The following is a 22,145-nucleotide window of genomic DNA, read 5'->3' as shown; positions in this document are numbered from 1 at the left end:
GAGTTGATCAACACATAAAGCCAAGACGGGGCCCCTCAGGCCCCAGCCTCTCCGCTGCCGTACATCGCAGCGGCCATGCCCAGGGACGCAAGATCGGTTTCAGGAGCACGCGGGCACTCAAGATCATTCAGCACAATGTCTTGCAGGACCTGACCGACATAGGCCGTAACCTGCTCGACGCTCTGTCCCGGCTCGATAAACAAGTGGTTGCCCTCGAACGCCTTGAAGGTGAATCCTGCGTTGCCCAGGTGCTGCCAGCCACGCACATCGGCCTCCGGCACCTGAATGTCCCCCAAGCCATGCAAGCCGGAAATCGGCAACGCCAAGGGCGAAGGTGCGCCTGGCTGGAAGCGGTCGACCATCTCGAACGTCGCCACCAGCGAGGGCAATTGCGCATGGATCAGCTCGCGGCTGAAATTGAACAGCCCGGCCTGTTTCATCGAGGACTCCAGGGCATCGATCAACTGGCCAATCAACGGCTCGGCACCGGGCTGGCAGATATCGTCCAGCGACGGCATCCGCTCCAGGCCGTGCTGGCGATACACCGTGAGCATGTCGCGGATCACCGGATTGACCTCCTGACCCGGCGCGGAATAGGCCGCCGCGAACAGATGCCGAGGCATTGGCTTGCCGACCGCCCGCAGGTGCTGGCACCACACATACGCCATCAACGCCCCGGCACTGTGGCCGTACAGGGCAAAGGGCTGGTCCAACTCATCGCCCAGCACCTCGGTCAGGGTCGCCGCCAGGGTCCACATATCCTGCAGCGGCCTTTCCCGCAGGCGGTCGCCACGGTTGGGCAGCTCAATCGGGCGCACTTCCACGCAGTCGGGCAGCAACGCCTGCCACTCCTTGAACACCGTGCTGGACAGATGCGCGTAGGGGAAGCAGTACAAGCGAATCCGGCTCTGCGGCCGCTCCTGCCCGCGCAACCAGCGGCTCTTGTCCCGCGACCAGGGCTTGAACTGGGTAAAGGGTGGATAGGCGCTGTCCACCACGGGCTGCGCAGGGCTGGCCTCGGGGCTCTTGGGTGTGCCCGGCCGCACCTGATCCAGCAATTGCTGCAGGGTCATCTTGAACAGGCCGCTGATGGCAATCTGCTGATGATCCAGGCGTTTTTGCAGCTTGATCAGCATCAGCGAATCCATGCCCAGTTCCAGCAGCGCCTTGTCCTGGTCGATCTCCTCGGGGGTGCAGTCCAGCAGGTCGGCAATGATGAACAACAAGCCATCACTGGACAGCCCGCCTTCCTCTGCCAAACGTGTCTGTGCGGCGTCGGACAGTTCCCGATTGCTCACCGCCAACTGCTGCAAACTGGCGCTGCGGCACGTGATCAGGCTGTCCCCACGGCTATTGAGCACCGCCCACGCAGTCTGGAAACGACGCACGCCACCGCCCGCCGCGTCCGCGGTCGGCGCGTGGAGAAGATTGACCAAGCGGTAGACCTCATCCCGGCGCCATGGCCCATTGAGGTAGATATCCTCCATCCGGGTGGTCATGTACGGCAGGTTCTGATCGCCATCGGCCAACAGAATCGAAGGCTGCAAGGCCGCGTCAATGACCCCTGGGTGAGCGCCGAAGGCATAGCGCTCGGGCTCGACTTGCGCGGTCAGGGTCGAAAGACTGAAACGCTCGTGCAGCCGGCATTCGTCGATGGCCCGCACGAAGCCCGCGGCGGGAAAGCCCATTTGCGTGTAGCGGGCGTAAAACGCCGTCTCGTCCAGGGTCCGCGACGGGTTGCCCGGAGTCTGCAACACCGCCGCCAGACGGGCCTGCACAGCGGTGTCGGCTTGGGCCAGCGAGGCGAAATCCACCCAGGCTTGCGCCGTCTGCATCCACTCAGCCGGTTGCGCAGCCACAGCCCGGTAATCGAACTGCAAGCGATATTGCTCGGATGCCAGTGGCTCGATGCTCATCCGCACCTGGGTGGTCAGGTTGTGGGAGATCAGCAACGGCGACTGGAAGTCGAAACGGCTGACATGCAGGTTGCTGCGCCCGAAGCGCTCGCGGAACACCTGGTAAATGGCCTCCAGATAGAAACCGACATGAAAATTGCCGGTGTCCAGCAAGCCTGGGGTGTCCGCAGGCAAGGTGAACACTGCCTCACGGGTGGCACTGCCCTGCCCCAGGTACGCCACGCTGAGGAATCCACTCTGGGTCTGCGCCACGACGGGCGCCACAGGCGTGACAGCGCTCAGCGGACGCCGGGCCCAATAGGCTTTGAGGGCCAGTTTGGGTCGTGGGTACTGGGCGAGGAACAAGCGCTCGCGTTCACCGGCGGGCACGGGCGGCAGCCCGGGGGTGTCGACACCGGTGAGCACAACGTGGGCGTTGACCCCGCCAAAGCCGAAGGAACTGACCCCGGCCACTCGGCCCGGCCCCTCCCAGTCCAGCGGGTGGTCCGGCAGGCGAAACGCCGGCCGGGTCGGCGCCAGTAACGGATTGAGGGTCGCCAGGTGCTTGTTGCCGGGGACTTTGCCCAGGTACAGGCACAACGCGGCCTTGATCACGCTGGCAATGCCGGCGGCGGGCTCCAGGTGGCCGATATTGGTTTTCAGGCAACCGAGAATGCATCCCTCCCCGGCGCCGCGCCCTTCATTGAGCACATTGCCCAGGGCTTCGATTTCCACCGGGTCGCCCAGATAGGTCCCGGTGCCATGGGTTTCGACGTATCCCGCCTGGGACGGCGCCAGGCCAGCACGCTCAAAGGCCTGGCGGATCACTTCTTCCTGCGCCAGGCCGTTGGGCGCGGTCATGCCATTGCTCTTGCCATCCTGGTTGACCGCGGAACCGGCAATCAGGGCGTACAGACGCGCATCGGGGTGCTGCTTCTGGTGCTGACGCGCATCGGCCTCGCGCTGCAGGACGATCATGCCCACACCCTCGCCCGGGACATAGCCGTCGGCCTTGGCATCGAATGTCTGGCAACGGCCAGTGGGCGACAACATGCCCGAATCCTGCAACAGACGGGTCAGGGCCGGGCTCAGGTTGAGGCTGATACCGCCCACCAGGGCAAAGTCGATCTGCCCGCTGCGCAGGTACTGGCAGGCAATGTCGATGGCCACCAGGGTCGAGGAACACGCGGTGTCCAGCACCAGGCTGGGGCCACGGAAACCGTAGTGGTAGGACAGCCGGTTGGCGGCGATGGAGCCCGCGTTGCCGGTGGCGATAAACAGCGCATTGTCCTTGTCGTAGTCATTGGCAAACTGCATGTACTCGCTGGCGTATTGCGCAACGAACACCCCGGTGCGGGCAAAGCCCGGATGGTCCTTGATCCCCGCATCCTCGATGGCCCGATGGGCATTGAGCAGCAGCAGCCGCTGCTGGGGGTCCATGAAGCGCGCTTCCCGAGGCGAGATATTGAACAGCCCCGGATCGAACAGCTCGATGTCGTCCAGGTAACCGCCATGGATGCCCTGCAAGTCCTGATCGCTGAAGCTGTCATTGAGCCCCAACAGGTCGCGTCGGGCCCCAGGGTAGTGATCGACGCCGTCAAAGCCTGCGCACAACTGCTCCCAGAACCGTGGCAAGTCGGGCGCCTTGGGGAACTGCCCGGACATGCCGACAATCGCGATGGCGGCGTTGTCTGCGACCCGGGGGGTCATGGACGACTGCGGGCCAGGCAGCGCAGCCGGAGTGGGGTTGTCGCTCAGCGGGCCTTGCTCACGGTGGGCAGCGATGTAGTCCGCCAGGCCACGAATGGTCGGGTAACGGAAGATCGCCGACGGCAGCACCTGATAAGCCAGGCGCTGGGACAAGGTTGAAAAGAACGCCAACGAGTTGACCGAATCCAGGCCGATTTCGGCGAATGTCTGGTCCGGATGGATGTCCTCCAGGCCCAGCAGTCGTTGCAGGTCGTCGCGCAGCAACGCGGTAATGTCCAGGGGTTCGCCCGTTGTGGCCTGGCTCGTTGCGGCCTGACCCGGCGCCGGCTGCAGCGCAGACGACTGCTGCAGGCGCTCGCGGTAATGGGCAAACACCGGTGCGGTCTGTATGGCCGGGTTGATCGCGGCGAAACGCTGCCAATCGGCATCGAACACAATGCATTCGTCGATGCCAGTGGCGAGGATGCGTTCCAACAATGCCACCCCTTGCTCGGGGGTCAGCATGTGCATGCCCAGAGCGTTGAAAAAGGCCCGGTGATTGTGCGCCACGGCCATGCCGGCGCCATCCCAGTCGGTCCACTGGATCAGCTGCGCCGGCAACCGCCGCTGCCGCCGCTCGGCGGCCAGAGCCACCAGGCCGGCGTTGGCGGCACTGTAGGCACTGAGCCCGTTGCCTTGCATCCCTTCCACCGCCGAGATCGACGAGAACAGGCAGAAAAAGCGCAACGGATCACCCTGAGTGAGCCGCTCCAGCAGGTGCGCGCCCAACAGTTTCGGCCGGACCACGTCGGCCAACAGGGTCGCCGAGGTTGCCTGGATGGCCACGGCCTCGGTGGTCACGCCCGCCAGATGGAACACACCGGTGATCGGCCCGCCGAGGATCGGCCGCAGTCCGTCCAATTGCCCGGCCAAGGCGCCCTCGTCGCTCAGGTCCGCTTGCAGGTAGTGCAGCCGCACGCCCTGCTCCCGTGCCCAGCTGTCGATCAGCCCCTGTACGGTGGTGCCTTGGTTCAGGCTGGGGTGTTGCAACGGCGCCGACAAGGGTTTGCGACCGATGACAATCAGCGATTTCACGCCCTTGCTCACCAGCCAGCGCAGCAGCGTCAGGCCGATCCCGCCAAAACCGCCGGTGACGATCATGCTGCCCGACAGCTGCAGCGCCGGGACCGATTCCGGAGCCCGGGCAATGGCCAGCGGTTGCAAGGTCGGGGTCAAGCAATGGCCCCCCTGCAAGCGCACCCGCACCTGTGCCTGCCGGCAATGCAAGTGTTGGCTGATCTGCTCCAGGCGGGCGCCCTCCAGACTGTCGGTGTCCAGCACCAGGCTGCCGATTTCCGGGATTTCGTAGCGCAGGAAACTAAAGTACTTCGCCAGACTTTCCTGAACCCCATCAGTCTGACCGTCATGGGTGATGTTCAGCAGCACCAGCTTCAGGCCCTTGTGGCTCGCGGCCAGGCTGACCAGCGCCTGCACCCTTTGTGTCAGGACCCCGGCCTGCTGGGTGAAGCGTTGATCCAGGGCGGCCCCCGACAAGCCCGAGAGCGCCGAATACGGCTGCAGCAGCACCACCGTATCGGCCTGGCTGTCCTGGAGCAGTTGCGCCATGCGGCGCTCATCGAACACATCCGCCGCGGTGGTGACACCCGGCCGTGACGACCACAGCCGCAGCGCCGCCTGATCCTCGCCGAGCACCAGCAGCTGGCGCGGGGCCTTGGATTCAGGGTTGACCGGCGCCTCGACCCAGCGCGTCTGCATCAACCAGTGGTCGAGGTTGCCCGCAGGCGCAACGCTTGCGGCCTGGAGCGCAGGCGCGTCCAGCCCCGCCAGTTGGTCGGCGATCCAGTGGCGCTTGGTCTGGAACGGATACACCGGCAGCGGCACGCAACGCCCGCTGGCGATGATCCCCAACCCGGGCATCGGTGCGCCGGTCACCCAGGCCCGGGCCTGGTCATCCAGATCGGTGGTGCAAGTCAGCGCCACACTGGCGGCCCGGTCCAGGCTATCGGCCTGATGCACACCCGGCAGCGCGGCGCCATCGGCCTCCAGCCAGGCCCGCAGACGCCCGCGGGCGTCCTGGCGATCGCTGACCCGCACGGCCAACCGAAAACGCAACGCCGCCCGATGATGAGCGAGGGTGAAGGCAATATCGCTCAAGGCATGCCGGTCATTGGCCGGGTTGTCGAGAAATGCCAGCAAGCGTCGAGCCTGCTCTTTCAGCGGCGACGTCGCCTGGGCACTGAGGACCAGCACGCACGGGCTGTCCGGGGTGGCTGGCGGGCTGTCAACCTCGGGCGCCTGCTCCAGGATCAGATGGACATTGACCCCGCCGGCGCCAAAGGAACTGATCGCTGCACGCCGCGGTACGGCCTTGCCCTCACGCTCGATCACCGGCCACGGCATCGCCCGGTCGGGGATATGGAACCCGGCCTTGGCGAAGGGAATATCGCTGTTGAGCGGACCATGCAACAGGCTCGGCGCCAGGGTGGCGTGCTGCAATTGCAGGACGGTCTTGGTCAGTTGAGCGATCCCGGCACTGGCCTCGCCATGGCCGATGGACGCCTTGACCGATCCCAGGGCCCGCGAGACCGGCGCATCGCTGCCGCTCACATAGGCATCGATCAGCCCCTGGATCTCGATGGGATCACCCAAGGCCGTACCGGTGCCATGGGCCTCGATGTAGTTGATGGTGTCTCTGGGCACGCCGGCGCGGGCCAGCGCCGCATTGATCGCCAAGGTCTGGCTGACCGGGTTGGGCACGGTAAAACCCTGAGTCTTGCCGTCGTGGCTGACCCCGGTGCCCTTGATCAGCGCCAGTACCCGGTCGCCATCCTTCACCGCATCGGCGTAGCGCTTGAGCAGCACCACGCCCACCCCTTCACTGGGCACATAACCGTCACCGCCCGCGGCGAATGCCCGGCAGCGGCCATCGCTGGCGGCGAAGCCTGAGGCGCACAACGTCAGGTATTTGCTGGGGTGCAAGGTCAGGTTCACCCCGCCGGCCAACGCCGCACGGGTTTCGCCGTTGCGCAGGCTTTCACAGGCCAGGTGCAAGGCGTACAGCGATGAAGAACAGGCCGTGTCCACGGTCAGACTGGGACCGGTGAGGTTGAAGAAGAACGACACCCGGTTGGCCACGGAAAAGGTTTGTGACCCCGCCGGGTAAAAGGGCGCGCGGCCCTTGAGCGCATCGGCCCCCACCAGCTGGTAGTTGTTGACGCTGACCCCGGCGAACACCCCGAAGTCCCGGGGCGTGGCCTGCCAGCGCGGTGACAGGTAGCCGGCGCTTTCCAGGCAGGTCCAGGCCATTTCCAGGAACAGCCGCTCCTGGGGGTCCATGAACGCGGCGTCCGCTGCCGAGACATTAAAAAATGGCGCGTCAAATTGGCTGACGTCTCCCAGGAAGCCGCCCCACTTGCAGTAGATCGAATCCGCACGGCCTTTTACCCCCGGGGTAAAGATCGAGCGGTAGTCAAACCGCTCCAGGGGAATTTCCGTCACGCAATCGACGCCGTCCCGCAGGTTCTGCCAGAAGGCTTCCAGGGTCTCGGACTGCGGATAACGGCCACTCATGCCGATGATCGCGATGCTGTGGTCGTCGCTCGCCAGCGTGCCCTCGGCCCGGCCCACAGGCGCGCTGGCGCCGCCCGGTTCGAGCGCCTCGGCCCGGACCTGCGTCGGCGTCGGCGTCGGCGTCGGCAAGATCAGGCTTGGGCGTGTCTGCAGATAACCGGCCAGTTCGTGCAAGGTTTTGTACTTGTAGAACAAGGTAGCGTCGGTTTCGCCGGTCCAGGCGCTGACCCGCTGGTTGAGCTTCATGATCATCACCGAATCCAGGCCCAGGCTTTCAAAATCCCCATGGGGATCGAGGCGTGCGGGGCTGATGCCGGTGATTTCAAACAGCGCCTGCGCCAGGCGCTCGAACATTGTGCTTTCGTCAATTACCGGGGCCGTGGCCGAGACTGCCGGAGCCGATTCAGGTGCCTGGACATGGGCCGGTAAAACCTCCGCGCTTGGCTGCGCCCGGTCCTCGAACCAGTAGCGCTCCTGGGCAAAGGGATAGCCCGGCAGGCTGATGCGCCGTGGCCGATACTGGTGCTTGCCGGCGGGTCGCTGCAGAGCGCGCCAGTCCAATGCGGCGCCCTGGGACCAGAACCGCAGCACTTCATCCAGGCGTTGCTGATCGAGCCAGGCATTCACCAACAGCTGGACATCAGCCTCGGCCAATTGGCCCTGCGCTGCTTCGCCTGCCGATGGCCGCACACCCAGGTACACCTGATGCTCGCGCAAACGTGCCAACGCCGGTGCATCGAGCAGCTCGTGCTCCAGAAAAGTCTGGAGTTTCTCCGCCAGCTGGGCCAGGGAATCCACCCGCAGGCCAAGGCGATGCTGATGGACCTCGCGTCCGGTCTGCAGGGTGAAGGCGATGTCCGCCAACCGGCGTTGACCGACGTCCGCGGCGGTCACCTGCTCCAGCAAGCCGGCGACCCGGACGCGCAACGCCTGGGCCAGGCGCTGCAGCTGCGGCAGGCTGGCGGCGGACAGCGGAATCAAAAACGACTGTGGCGCAACCTCGCCCAGGTCCTCGGCCTGAAGATACTCCTGCAACACCACATGGGCATTGGAGCCGCCGGCACCGAATGAAGACAGACCGGCCAGGCGCGGCAAGGCCACTCCGTTGAGGTGCATCGCCGGCCAATCGGCCAATTGCTGCTGGACCACAAAGGGCGATGCGGCAAAGTCGATCCGTGGGTTGAGGGTCGTGCTGTGCAGCGACGGCACCCTTTGCCGATGCTTGATCTGCAACAGCACCTTGGTGATCCCGGCAATCCCGGCAGCGCTTTCGCAGTGGCCGATATTGGATTTCACCGAACCGATGGCGCAGAACTGCCGGTCCTCGGTGTGAGGCCGGAACGCCGCGCTGAGGGCGGCGATTTCAATCGGGTCGCCCAACGCGGTGCCTGTGCCGTGGGCCTCCAGGTAGCCGATATGCCGCGGGTCGATAGCGGCCCGTGCGTAGGTGCGGGCGATGACCTGCGCCTGGGCCTTGACCCCCGGCACCGAATAGCCGGCGGACTTGCCACCATGGTTGATCTCACAAGCCCTGATCACCCCATAGATATGATCGCCATCGGCCTCGGCCTGGGCACGGGGCTTGAGCAGCATGGCGCCGACCCCCTCACCCGGCACATAACCATCCCCGCCGTCACCGAAGGCCTGGCAGCGGCCTTCGCTGGACACGAAGCGCCCCTGGCCCAGCATCAAGTATTTATTGGGGTGCAGCGACAGGTTCACGCCCCCCACCAGGGCACTGCTGCAATCGCCCCGCTCCAGCGCGCGGCAGGCCAGATACAAGGCGGTCAGCGACGACGAGCACATGGTATCGACGGCCATGCTCGGCCCGGTGAAATTGCACACATAGGACACCCGGTTGGCGATGCTCGCGGCGCTGGCGCCCAAGGCCATCGGATTGCCCAGTACCGTCTGCTGCGCACCGTACAGCTGATATTCCTGATACATCACCCCCACATAGACCCCCACCTCCCGGGGCAGGCTCTGGCGGGTGTAGCCGGCGTCTTCCAGGGCATGCGCGGCGCATTGCAGGAACAAGCGTTCCTGAGGGTCGAGGAAACCCGCTTCGCGGGGGGTGATGGCGAAGTAGAACGGGTCGAACTGATCAATGTTGTCGAGAAAACCGCCCCAACGGCCATAGGTCTTGCCGGGGCGATCCTTGTCCGCGTCGAAGTACAGGTCATGATCCCAGCGCGCGGCGGGAATCGTGGTGATGCTGTCCACGCCCTGACTCAGGTTGTGCCAGAACTGCTCCAGGTTGTCGGCCCCCGGATAGCGTCCGGCCAGGCCGATAATGGCGATCTCATCGGTCGCCGGCGTGGGCGTGGTAGCGGCCACCGGGGCGGAGAAATCAGCATTGCTCAAGCGCGCCGGCTCGCTCACTTCCCTGACCGAAGCATTGATGACGCTGGCCAGGTGTTCGCCCTCAAGCGACAGCACATCGACGTCGAACGCGGCATACCCGGCCTTGGCCGTACGCAGGCGATTGACCAGATAGACCGTGGACGGCAAAGGCCTGGCCTGGACGATCCGTTCGATCAGCAGCGGCACGTACATGCGCGACTGAGGCTGGCCGAAGTCCGGATCGCGGAAGAAAAAACAGCCATTGAGCAACAGCGGATCGAACCCGTATTGCAGGTGACCGCCCTTGGCCTGGGCAGGATCAAGGCTGACCTTGCTCACCAGCAGTCGGTCACCGTCGGTGTAAGCCTCCTGGATGTTCTGCAACAGCGGCCCCACGCTGAACTGCGCAATACGCCGGTAGGACTGGCCGATGTCCGCAGCGGACAGCCGCGTCAAGCCGGCCAACAGGCTGTCCAGCGCTTGAGGCTGGGCTGCAAAGCGCTCCTTGAGGCGCAACTGCCCCACACAGCACGGCTCGACAGCGCTCGCAGGGTCGCGGCGAAAGCCGACACTGAACGCCTCACGCTGTGGCTCCAGGGTCACCGTCACGTCCACCGACTCGCCGGTTTGCAAGGTGATCGGACCGCCCAGGAAACGTACATGGCTCAGGCTCAGCGGAAAGCTCTCGGCGCCCCACTGCTGCACGCAGGCCTCAATGGCCAGGCACGGATGGGTCACCCCCATCAAGGCCGGCGTGCCCAGAACCCGGTGGTCTTGCAGATAGGCCTCGTGGGCCTCGAAGCGCTGGGTCCAGGCCGCGCCCTCCTGCTGCGCAGGCGTGGACGCCTTCGTGGCCCCTTGCTCCACGCCATGGTGCTGCTGAAAGAACAGCCCCAGCTCGCGCAGCGTGGTGTGCTCGAACAACAGGGTCGGCGACAGCTCCAGCCCCAGGGCCTGACTGGCATTGGCCACCAGGTCGAGCAAATCCGCCGAATCCAGCCCCAGCTCGTAATAGCCTTTATCCAGGGCCACCTGGGCCGCGCTGGTGCCCAGTTTGTCCGCAATCAGGCGCCGCAACCCCAGCATCACCGGGTGTTCGCTGGCGTCAATCGGCGCCGGATCGCAGGCCACTCGGGCGGGCCGCGGGGGCGCCAGCGTCGGTTGGTGCAGGCCGCGCTCGGCCCGCACCCGCTTGGCGGTGAAGCGCTCGATCTGCGCGACTTTTTCACCGCTGTCGGCAAACAGCTCCAGGGTAAAGACCACCAACTCTTGATGGACACTGACCGAGTCAGCCTTGATCCGTACCCGACATTGCCCGGTGATGGGCGCCACCGCGCTGAACCCCTGGAACAGCAGCGGCAGGTACAGACCTTCGGCCGGTGCGCCCTGCTCGCCGCTGCGCAGTTCCAACGCCTGGGAACTGATGGCCGCACCGTCGAGAAGCGCCGGGTGAAACAAAAACCGCCCGACCTCGGGCAACGCCTGTGGCCCCACGCTCAGACTGGCCTGCAACCCATCGGGCCCGGTGCTGATCTGTCCGCGTACCTGCATGTAATCGTCATGCACCAACTGCTGGTCGCGGCACTGCCCATACAGCGCCTCCAGGGTCACCTGCCGAGCACTGCCGGCGGCCCAGGGCTGCAACCGCTCGCCCGGGGCAAACGCCGCAGGCTCGGTCTGCTCGAGCTCCGCCGTAGCGTACGGCCGGGCCGGGTCGCCAGTGTTCAGGTCTTCGACCACCAGGGTGTAATGCCCCGGGTGCTCGCGAAACAGCGCAACCCGCACCACCAGGCTGCTGTCGGCCCCTTCGAGGGCCAGGGGCCGGTGGATACGCAAGGTCTGCAAACGGTGTTCGGCCCACCCCAGGCCCTGCTGTTGGCAGACCTGATAAATCAGATCGATATAGGCCAGTCCCGGAAACACCGGGCGCCCGTGCACCCAATGGGCGCCGATGACAGGGTTGGTGCAAGACAGCGAAATCTTGCTCTCGGCCAATAGAGTGCGCATCAGAGTTGCTCCCAAATCATGGAGGTGGCGTGCGCGTAATCGCGGGCCGGCAATGTCGGTTCCATCGTCGCGACCGGGGCATGCCCCTGGCGTTGACGGTGCAAGGCAGGTGCCGCCAGAGGCTGGCGCCTTGCAGGGGGGGTGGACGCGTGCGGGCTTTGCACAATGACGTGGACGTTATTGCCACCGTCGGCAAAGCAGTTGAGGGCGATCCGCAGTGGCCGCCCCTCGGGCAACGCCACCGCGTTGCGTGGAAAGTAGAACGCCGACTGTTCAAGGTCGAAATGGCGTAGGGGCTGCTGTCCCGACAGGAACGGCACCAGGCTGTGGTGCTGGATCATCAGCACCGCCTTGATAAAGCTGGCGATGCCTTCGGCGCACAGTGGATGGCCGATGTTGGGCTTGATCGAGCCCAGCCCGCAGGGGTTCTCGGGCGCACGCCCGGCCCCCTCGCCATGGCCATACACCGCGTCGATGGCCTTGAGTTCCAGCAGGTCGGTGACCTGGGAGCCGGAACCATTGACCTCGATGTAGTCGATCTGCCCGGGCGTCAGCCCCGACTGCTCCAAGGCCTTGCCCATCACCGCCTTCTGGCGCTGCACATTGGGCGTGGCCGGGCCAGCGGTGCGCCCGTCGTTGTTGCTGGCCAGGGCACTGATGCGCGCGTACACGGTGTCGCCGTCGCGGCGAGCCTGGGCGGCGGTCTTGAGCAGCACCAGGCCAACACCTTCGGCCAGCACGATGCCGTCGGCCCGTTCATCGAACAGGTGGAAATGCCCCCCCGCACTGAGCAGACCGCGCTGCTGGAACACCCCGTGGGTACGCTCGCCGTCCAGCAGGCTGACCCCGCCGACCACCGCCGCGCTGATCTCGCCGCTGCGCAGGGCCTGGGCGGCCAGGCTCATGCCCACCAGCGCTGAAGAGCAGGCGGTATCGATCACCATGCTCGGGCCACTGAAGTCGAAAAAGTGCGAAAGGTTGGCCGCCAGGTAATTCTGCCCGGCCACTACAATCGGATTCCGCGCCTTGCCCAGGGCTTCGGGGTCCAGGCTGCTGCGGGCGCGACCGCCCAGATAGACGCCAATCGCACTGCCCTTGGTTTCCTCGACCCGATAACCCGCGTGGGCCCATAGGTTCAGGCACTCTTCCAGCACTATCAGGGCCTGGGGGTCCATGGCATGGAAGTCTTCCTCTGGAATATGAAAGGTCTGGCGATCAAAGTGATGGGGGTTATCCAGCAGGCCGGCCTGGTAATGCGCGCCACCCTGCCAGCGCTCGGCAGGCACCGGCGCCAGGGCGCTGCGTCCCTCCTTGAGCAGGCGCCAGTAGTCGTCGAGATTCGAGGCCCCGGGAAAACGCGCCGACAGGCCGACCACGACAATTTCATCGGCCTCGACGCCCGGCTCGCCGACCGTTGCCGCTGGCACCTCAAGCGCGGGTGCGGTCGCCAATAATGGGAGGGGCTGCACCGCTGGCGCTGCTGGCACCGCAGTCTCTGTCTCGGCGTTGAGGGCAAATGCCTGGGCCAGGGCCGGTCCCTGCTGGGCCAGCAACCATTGGCTCAAGTCCGTGAGGTTCGGGTGTTCGAGAATCAACGACGGCGCCAGGTCGACCTTCAGTCGCCGATTGATGGTCCGCAGGATCTGCGCCATCAGAATCGAGTCCAGACCGTAGTGGGCAAAATCCAGCAGTGGATCGAAATCCGCCGGGGCGATGCGCAGCTCGCCGGTAAACAAGCCGCTCAACCATTGCTGTACCTGATCCTTGAGGGCGCTCCCCGCCATGGCGGGAAGCACTGCGGCACAAAGCTCTGCCGCAGGACGCGCTGCCACGGGCGCCGCACTGGGCACCGCACTGAACACAGGGTTGAGCGCCTTGTGCGCCGGACCCTGCAACCACAGTTGAGGGTTGAAGCGCGCCGGCAACAACACCCCCGAACGTCCGCTGGCCAGCGCCTGGTCCAGCAGCGCCAGACCGTCCTCATCGCTCAGCCCCAGCAGCCCGGTGCCGCGATACAGTTCGCTGTCCATGGCCCCCATGCCGGTGTCGGACCAGCTCGGCCATTGCAGGCTGAGCACCTTGTCGGCCTGATGCTGCGCGGCAAAGGCATCCATATAGGCGTTGGCCATGGCGTAGTCGACCTGCCCCGCCGCCAGCTCGGGCAATTGCGCGCTGACCGAGGAGTAAAGGACAAACAACGACAGCGGCGAGCCCTTCAGCGCGCGGTAGAGGTTGTCCAGTCCGCGGGTCTTGGGCGCCAGGACGTTGTGCACATCGGCGATCTGTTTGCGGATCAACGCCGGGTTGTTGTAATCCCCCAGGCCCGCGCAGTGAATCACCCCGCCCACCGGGCCCAAATCGCGGCCGATCTGCGCCACGGCCTGTTGCAGCGCCCGGGCATCGTTCATGTCCACCGCCAGGGTCAACACCTCGACACCCTGCTGCTGCAGTGCCGACAAGGCGCGCACCTTCGCCTGCAGCGGGCTGGCCGGGCCCGCCAGCAACGCCGGCCACTGAGCCGCGGGCGGCAAGGCTTCGCGCCCGCTGAGCACCAGCTTGCGCACGCCATGGCCACTGACCAGGTGCTGCGCGCACAACAGCCCCAAGCCCCGGGTGCCACCGGTGATCCACAGCACCTGTTCCGCGGGCAGGCTGAACCTTGACCCTGCGCAATCGGGGGCCACTGCCTGCAGCGCGGGCCAATACGCCCGCCCGGCGCGGTAGCAGACATGCCGTTCGTGCGGCAGGCGATACAGTTGCTCGATGATCTGCGGCACCAGCTGCGGATCGTCGGCCGCCAGGTCAGTGTCCATGTGGCCACTGCGCAAGCGCTGATATTCGGCCCCCAGGCAACGGTACAAGCAGGCCGGGACCGCTGCCTGGGGCGCGGGCGCCAGGGACGCCGGACGCTGGAACGCCTCCAGGTACTGGGAGACGTACAGCAGACAGATATCGCGCAAGCGCGTCTGCTCCACCAGCCGTTGCAGGCCCTCGAACCAGCCACTCACCTCGCTGGCGCAGCCCTCGACAAAGGCGCTGTCGTAGCCGGTGATGTCCAGCACCCCGTGCAACACATGCCCGTTGGGCTTGCACAACAGCTCGGCGCGTTGCGCCAATTCATTGATCGGCACGATGCGTGCGGCCTCCAGACGCGCCGCCAGACGTTGCGCCAGCGCCTGGGTAGCGGCGGTGCAGATAATCAGCACGAAACCCTGTTCATGCCCCGGGGCCGCCGGGGTTGCCGCTGCGGGGCGCGGCAGCCAGTGCTGGGCAAACAGCGCGCTTTGCGCCGCGGGCGGCATCTGCTCAAGCGCTGCCGGGCGCGCCACCTTCGCCGCCAGTTCAGCCAGCCAATAGCGCTCGGTCTTGAACGGATAGCTCGGCAACGGCAGGCGTCGGGGCGGCTGGGCAAAACCCTGGTGAGCCCCGTACAGGCGCAGCCAGGGCGCCGCCACGCCCATCACCCAGACCCGCGCCAATGCCGGCAGGTTGGCCTTGTCCAGCCAGGTATGGAGTAGCGCTTGGGCGTCTTGATCCCGGTACAGCGCCTGAGTGTCCTTGCCCTGGCTGGCCGCGCCCCGCAGCCAGTGCGCAGCGTCCGCCGAGGTGGCCAGGCTGTGCAGGCGTTCTTTGAGTTCATCCAGGGACGCGACCACGGTGGCGGCGCGATGCTCCATAGCTTCACGCCCCACTTGCAGGGTGTAGGCCAGGCTGGGTAGCGCGTCGTCCGTCAGGTGCAGACGCTCGATGGCCGCCAGCAGGTTGCCGGCCATCAGCGGCAGTCGGGAAACGTCGCGGGCTGACAGCAGAATCAGCGCGGCGGCCAAAGGTCGAGCCTGGGTCACAGCCGCCGGATAGTCCTCGACGACGGCATGGGCATTGACCCCACCGGCACCAAAGCTGCTGATCCCGGCAATGCGCCGATCCCGCGCGCCCTTGCCCGGCCACGGCACCAACTGCTGATTGACCTGGAACGGGGTCAGGGAAAAGTCGATGTTGGGATTCAAGGTCCGGGAATGCAGCGACGGCACTATGACCTGATGCTGCATTTGCAGCAGTACCTTGATCACTCCCGCGACCCCGGCGGCGCCTTCGCAATGGCCGATGTTGGATTTCACCGACCCCATCAGGCACGGCGTATCGCGGGGCTGCTCGGGATCATGGCCGAACGCCTTGGTCAGGCCGCTGATTTCGATAGGGTCGCCCAATCGGGTGCCGGTGCCATGGGCCTCGATGTAGCTGATATCGCCCGGATCAACCGCCGCCCGGCGCAAGGCCTGAGCGATCACCTGGGTCTGCGCCGCGGGGTTGGGCACGGTGTAGCCACTGGCACGGCCACCATGATTGACCGCGGTGCCACGAATCACCCCGTAGATGAAGTCGCCGTCACGCTCGGCATCCTCCAGGCGCTTGAGCAACAGCACCCCCACGCCTTCGCCGGGAATGTAACCGTCGCCCCCCTCACCGAAACTCTCGCAATGGCCCTTGGAGGAAATGAACTGCCCCTGGGACAGCATCAGGTATTTGCTCGGGTGCAGGCTCAAGTTGACGCCGCCGGCGAAGGCCGCGTTGACCGCCCCCGAACGCAGGGCCTGGCATGCCATGTCGAGGGCCACGAGGGAGCTTGAACACATGGTATCGATGGCCATGGCCGGGCCATTGAAGTTGCCGACATAGGCCATGCGCGTGGCCACCGAAGAGGTGCCGCCACCCAGCCCCATGGGGGCCGCGGATTGCGCGGCGAACAGCGGGTACTCCTGGCCCATGACCCCGGCGTAAATACCGACATTCGCCGCGCTGTCTCCGGCGGCGCTGCGCTGCAAGGCCTCGCGGGTGTAACCGGCGTCCTCCATGGCCATCCAGGCGTGCTGCAGGAACAGCCGCTCCAGAGGGTCCATCACTTCGGCTTCTCGAGGAGAAATCTGAAAGAACAGCGGGTCGAAGGTGTCGGCATCGTCGATAAAGCCGCCCCATTTGCTGGAAATGGTCCCCGGCTCGCCGCTGTCGCTGTAATAGTCGCGCCAATCCCAGCGGTTGGCCGGGATCTCGCTGATGCAATCCTTGCCCGCCTGCAAGTTCTCCCAGAACCCATTCAGGTCATAGGCCTGGGGGAAACGCCCGGCCATGCCGATCACCGCCACCCGGTGACCGGGCTGGGACTGGGACTGGGACTGAAGCGTGGCAGCAGCGGGTTGCGCCGCAACGCCGGGCTCCAACCGGCGCAACGAGGCATTCAACAGTGACGCCAGGGGCCGCCCCTGGGCATCGACGATCTGGGCATCAAAGGCAATGAAACCGTCCTTGACCCGCTTCGGTCCGGTCACCACAAAGGCCTTGCTGCCCGCGTTGCGCCACAGCGTCAGGCGTTCGATCAACAGTGGCACAAAGGTCTCTGCAGAGCGGGACGGCGCTGGAAACAGGTAGCAACTGTTGAGCAACAGCGGGTCCAGGGCCAGGCCGTGGGTAAAGGAACGCTCGGTGTCGCTCAACTGCACCTCACAGATCAAGCTGCCATCGGCGCCTTCATAGGCGGCAACGAGGGTCTTGAGCATCGGGCCCAGGGCAAAGGCCGGCACGGCACGGTACCAACTGTCGATCTGCTGCGCACTGCATGGGCGCGCTGCGCTGATCAACGCCGGAAGATCGAGCGCGGCCGGTTCGCGCTGCTCCAGCGTTTGCAGTCGGCCTTCGCAGCACAGGCTCGCGCCCTCCCCAACCAAGCTTTGATACACGCTGAAGCCTGCGCTGTCCTCGGCTTCCAGGCGCACCTCGATCTCGGCAACCTGCCCCGTCTGGAGCTTCAGCGGGCCGCCGTGAAAGCGAATGTCCTGCAGGCTGACCGGCCTGCCCGCCGCGCCTGCCAGCGCGGTTTGCAGCACCAGGCTCGGATAGGTGATGCCCATCAGGGCCGGCTGGCCATCCACCCGATGATCCAGCAGGTAGGCCTCATCGGCCGCGAAACGGTAAGACGCCGAAGCAGGCTGGCGCACGGGGGTTGGCGCCAGCGCCAAGGGAGCGGCCTTGGGGGTCCACTGGCGCAGATGCCCCAGCAGCTCCTCGACGGTGTTGTATTCAAACAGCAAGGTCGGGTTCAAGCGCCGGGACAGCAGTTGCTCGATATCCTTGAGGATGGTGAGCATCTGCGCCGAACTCAGGCCCATATCGAAAAAGCCGCGTTGCGGATCGAGCTGATCGACGCGAACCTGCAGATGCCGGGCGAACACCGCCAGCACCTCGGGAGCCACGTCTTGGGCATGCGCCGCCTGGACCGGCCGAGGGCTCTGCGGCGCCTGGGGCGCAGTCGCCTGCAGCGGTTCCCTGACGCGCTTGCCGGTCAACTCGCCCAGGCTGGCCACCCAGCGACCGGCGCCGTCATAGAAATCGATGTCCAGCTTGCGGATGTCATTGGCGGTGACGATCCGCGCCAGCTCGACGCGGGCCACGCAAGCCTCCTGCAACAGCGCCCTGGCGTGGAAGCGGCCGTAGTGCAAAGGCAGGTACAGGCCGTCATCGCCGGGGGGCAAAGAGTCTTCGAGTACCGCGCTGGCCACCGCCGCGCCATCGATCAGGGTCGGGTGGAACAGCGCATCGGGCATCAACTGCCGCCACTGCGGCGCCACGCTGAGCTCGATCAGACAGCCCCAGGCAAAACGCTGGATGTTGCCTTCGGCCATCAACAGCCCGTCATGCACCAACGCCCGCTCCCGCGCCTGGGCATACAACGCCTGCAACGGCACCAGGCTGTCGGCCTCGGCCCTGAGGGCGGCCAAGTCCAGATCAGGCTTGGCCCCTGCCCCCTCGACCGCCGGGTGCAACTGCGCCGTGCAGTACTTCACCTTGGCCCCCACGGCCACAGCGTCTTGCAGTTCCACGCCATCGACATCGATCAGCCAGACACCGTCCCGAGGCTGCATCGTCAGGGTCAGGCGCAGCGCCGAAGCGGCCTGGACAATCAACGGCTGATAGATCACCAGATCGCGCACTTCGGTGCGCAGGCAATCGAGCCCCAGGCCGTCGCGGGCCACTCGCAGGAGCAGATCGATATACGCCAGGCCCGGCAGAATGGCCTGGCCCTGGACGCGATGATGAGCCACCAGTGGATGGTCGGCGCCAATCGTCAAATCAAAGTACTTGTTCATGAATCACACCCCAGCTTGACGGGATAGAAGAAGGCGCAACAGCCGCTGCCAGGGGTGCAGCTGCAACCTGGGCAACGGGGGCCGGCGTGTTATCGCGATTGAGAGAAAAGCGCCGGCGGTCGAACACCGGGGCGGGCAACGGCTGGCGCACAGGCACGTAATCAGCGGCGGCGACGAACTCTTCGAGAATCACATGGCAGTTGGTGCCACCGTCCGGGAAGCAACTCTGGGCGGCCACCCGAGGACGGCCATCGGTGGCTTTCCAGTCCAGGGTCCGACGGTTGAAATGCACCCGTGAGCTGTCGAAATCAAAATGCTCGAACGGCTCCAGGCCACAGGCGCTGGGAACGATCTGCCGATGGTGCAGGCTCAGGGCACAGCGCACGAAACCGGCCAGCCCCGAAGTCAGCAACAGATGACCGACACTGGGTTTGACCGAACCCAGGCAACAGGCGTCCAGGGTGCTGTCATCCAGTTCATAGACCTGGGCCAGGGCCTTGATCTCCACCGCATCGACCACTGCCGAACCACCGCCATTGACCTCGATGTAACCCACATCCCGCGGGCTCTTGCCGGCCTGCTGCAAGGCTTTGTGCATCACCTCTTGCTGCGCCTTGAGGTTGGGCGAGCCCGGCCCCAGGGTGCGACCGTCATTGTTCAACGCCAGGCCCTTGACCACGCAGTAGATGCGGTCGCCGTCAGCCTGCGCTGCGCTCAGGGTCTTGCAGACCAGGGCCACCACGCCCTCGCCCAGCACATCGCCGGCGGCGCGGTCGTCGAAGATGTTGAACGCGCCGTCCGGGCTGAGGATATTGCGCGCCGAAAACAGGTCATGGGCCTCCGATGAGGTCAACAGACTGGTAGCGCCCACCAGGGCCATGTCGATGCTGCCGTTGCGCAGGGCATCGAACGCCAGGGACATCGCGGTCAGGCCCGAGGAGCAGGCGGTATCCACCACCATGCTGGGGCCGGTCAGGTTGAGGAAGCGCGACAGGTTGCTCGCCAGGTAATTCTGCCCCACCCCCAGAATCGGGTTGCTGGCCTGAGCCAGTGACTGGGCATCGGCAGTCACCCGCAGGCGGCCACCGACATACACCCCCACCGGCCGGGCCGACAGCTCGCGCAGCGAATAACCGGCATCGAACAGCGCCGTGACACTTTGTTCCAGCATCAGCCGGGCCTGGGGGTCCATCACCGCTGCATCCTTGGGGTTGAGGCCGAAGAACACAGGATCGAACTGATCGATACCGTCCAGCCAACCGCCATGGGCCTGGCCCTGTCCACCCGGCCAGCGTTGATCGCGCATCGGCCCGATGGCCGATTGACCGCTGCTTTGCAGGGTCCAGAAGGCCTCGGCATCGGCCGCGCCGGGCAGGCGCACGGCCAGACCGATAATGGCGATCTCCTCCGCTGGCCGGGACGTCGTCGCCGGCACCACGGCAGGAGCCGGGTTCGGCGCCACGGCAGGGGCCGGATTCGGCGCCACAGCAGGGGCCGGATTCGGCCCTATCGGTGGCGCCGGCAGGACCGGCGCCGAGCTTTGATCGGGGGTGCCCAGGTGCTGCCTCAGGGCCTCGGGATAGGTGCTGACCAGATGCTCACAGAGGCTGCCCAGGGTGGTGAACTCGAACATCAGCGACGGGTCCAGGCGGCTGCCCACCCAGGCGCTGAGGCTCTCCATCAGTTGCAGGACCATGATCGACTCAATGCCGTAGTCGGCAAACGCCATGTCCCGATCCGTCAGTTGCTCGGCGGTGAACTTCAGTTCCTCCATCAACAGTTGGCGCAACGCTTCCTCCACCGCCGCCAGCAAAGGCGCGGGAGCAAGCGTTGCGGGCGCGACCGGGGCTGGTGCCGGTGCCGGCGCAGTAACAGCGGCGGGACGCTGGGTCAGTTGCGCCGGGTTGAAGCGTTCGAGGTCGACATGACACGGCAGGCACAGCCGCGGATTGTCCGGCGACAGCGCCAGGGCGAGCACCCGATCCAGCAACCCCAGGCCAATCGCCGTGCTCAGCGGCTTGAGCCCCAACTGCAGAGCCAACGGCCCGGTGTTGTCCACCGCCATGCCCACCTCGGCCCAGGCCGGCCATTGCACCGAACACAATCCCACCCGCCCGTGGGCCAGCGCGAATTGATCCATATAGGCATTGGCCATGGCGTAGTCGCTCTGCCCTGCTGCCAGGGCCGGCACGCTCGCCGAGACCGAGGAGAACATCAGGAAAAAGCGTAGCCGCTGACTGTTCAGACGCTGGTACAGCGCCACCAGACCGTTGATTTTCGGGGTGCATACCGCGGCCATTTCATCCAGGGACTTCTTGATGAAGGCCGGCGCGGTGCTCACCGATCCGGCGCAGTGGAACACCCCGGTGATCGGGCCCAACGCCCCCTCGAAGCGCTCGATGGCCTGGTCGATGGCGCTTGGCGTCTGCAGGTCGCACGACTGATAGGCAAGCCGTACACCCTGCTCCAACCAAGCTTGCAGCCGGCGAATCCTGCCCAGGACCCGGCCGTCCAGGCCGGCGCCATCGGCCAGTATCCCTGGCCACTGCTCGGCGTCGGGCAAGGTTTCACGGCCCATGATCGCCAGGGACCGCACCCCCGCCTGAATCAAATGATCCACCAGGGCCGCACCGATACCACCAGTGCCGCCGGTCACCAGCAGCACATCGTCCGCCCGGTACGTCGCGGCGGCGGTGTTGCTCGTGGCCAGCGGCGTGAAGGTCGCGACGAAGCGCTCACCCTGGCGATAGCAGCACTCAGCCTGGGGCCCGGCGTTAAACTCGGCTTCGATCTGCGCCATCAGCGCGGTCGGTTGCGACAGGTCCAAATCGCTGTCCAGTACCCCCGCCTGCACGCTGCGATATTCGGCATTGAGCATCCGATACAGGCCCACGCTGCGCGCCCCTTGCAGGGTCGGCTGAAGCTTCCAGGGCTGCAGGCCCCGGGTCACCAGCAACAGCCGCGGCGCTTGTTGGCGCTGCTCGGCGACAAAGGCCTGGAGCAGCGCCAGCTTGCCTCGTTCAAGGGCGGTGCTGGCTTCATAGACCGGGTCCAGGGCGGTCAGGTCGATCAGCCCCGTCAACGCGCCCGGGCAGCGCCGATAGGCGGCCAGGGTGCTGTCGGGATCATGCAAATCAACCGCGCCCGGGCCTTGGTGCACCAGGTAATGCCGATCCAGGCTTTGAGCGCCGGACGCAAACAAGCCCTGGGCGAGCCCGAGGGTCGGCTCGGTGCACAGGATCAGCAGCGCCCCCTGGGCCGCAGGTGATGCCACGGATGGGAGGGGCGCGGCGTGCCAGCTGCGAGTCAGAATCGGCTGGTCCGCCACCTGGGGCAACGCGGGGGCAATAGCATCCCGGCCCAGTGGCGCCCAGTAGCGCTCCTTGGCGAACGGGTACAGCGGCAGGCTGATGCGCCGAGCCGTAGTGCGAGGCTGCAGGTGGGCCCAGTCCAGCGAGCCCCCCGCCACCCAGCTCTGCAG

Annotated in this window: 3 protein-coding genes (1 of these 3 running past the window's edge); all 3 read right to left on the bottom strand. The window is 65.9% G+C overall.

The features are described from left to right. Positions 1-35 precede the first annotated feature (35 nt). Tightly spaced (each overlapping or abutting the next), the 3 genes in view from P7C00_RS15210 to P7C00_RS15200 form a layout consistent with a single transcriptional unit that may run on beyond the window. A complete protein-coding gene (locus tag P7C00_RS15210; RefSeq protein ID WP_404939741.1) occupies positions 36-11,525 on the bottom strand; it encodes a beta-ketoacyl synthase N-terminal-like domain-containing protein in 11,490 nt (3,829 codons plus the stop codon). Next, positions 11,525-18,664, bottom strand: a complete 7,140-nt coding sequence (locus P7C00_RS15205; protein ID WP_404939739.1) for a beta-ketoacyl synthase N-terminal-like domain-containing protein — start codon at positions 18,662-18,664, stop codon at positions 11,525-11,527. Before P7C00_RS15205 ends, P7C00_RS15210 begins: the two co-directional genes overlap by 1 nt. After that, positions 18,648-22,145, bottom strand: the final stretch of a protein-coding gene (locus P7C00_RS15200; protein ID WP_404939737.1) for an SDR family NAD(P)-dependent oxidoreductase. The gene runs 14,748 nt beyond the window's last position; only the last 3,498 of its 18,246 coding nucleotides appear in the window; its start codon lies beyond the right edge, outside the window — the gene reads right to left on this strand; the stop codon is at positions 18,648-18,650. Before P7C00_RS15200 ends, P7C00_RS15205 begins: the two co-directional genes overlap by 17 nt.

The organism is Pseudomonas sp. JDS08PS003 (assembly GCF_045013505.1).
GTDB classification, from domain to species: Bacteria; Pseudomonadota; Gammaproteobacteria; order Pseudomonadales; family Pseudomonadaceae; genus Aquipseudomonas; species Aquipseudomonas protegens_B.
The sequence above is the reverse complement of the archived record's forward strand: the minus strand, read 5'-3'. Positions and strand labels throughout refer to the sequence as shown.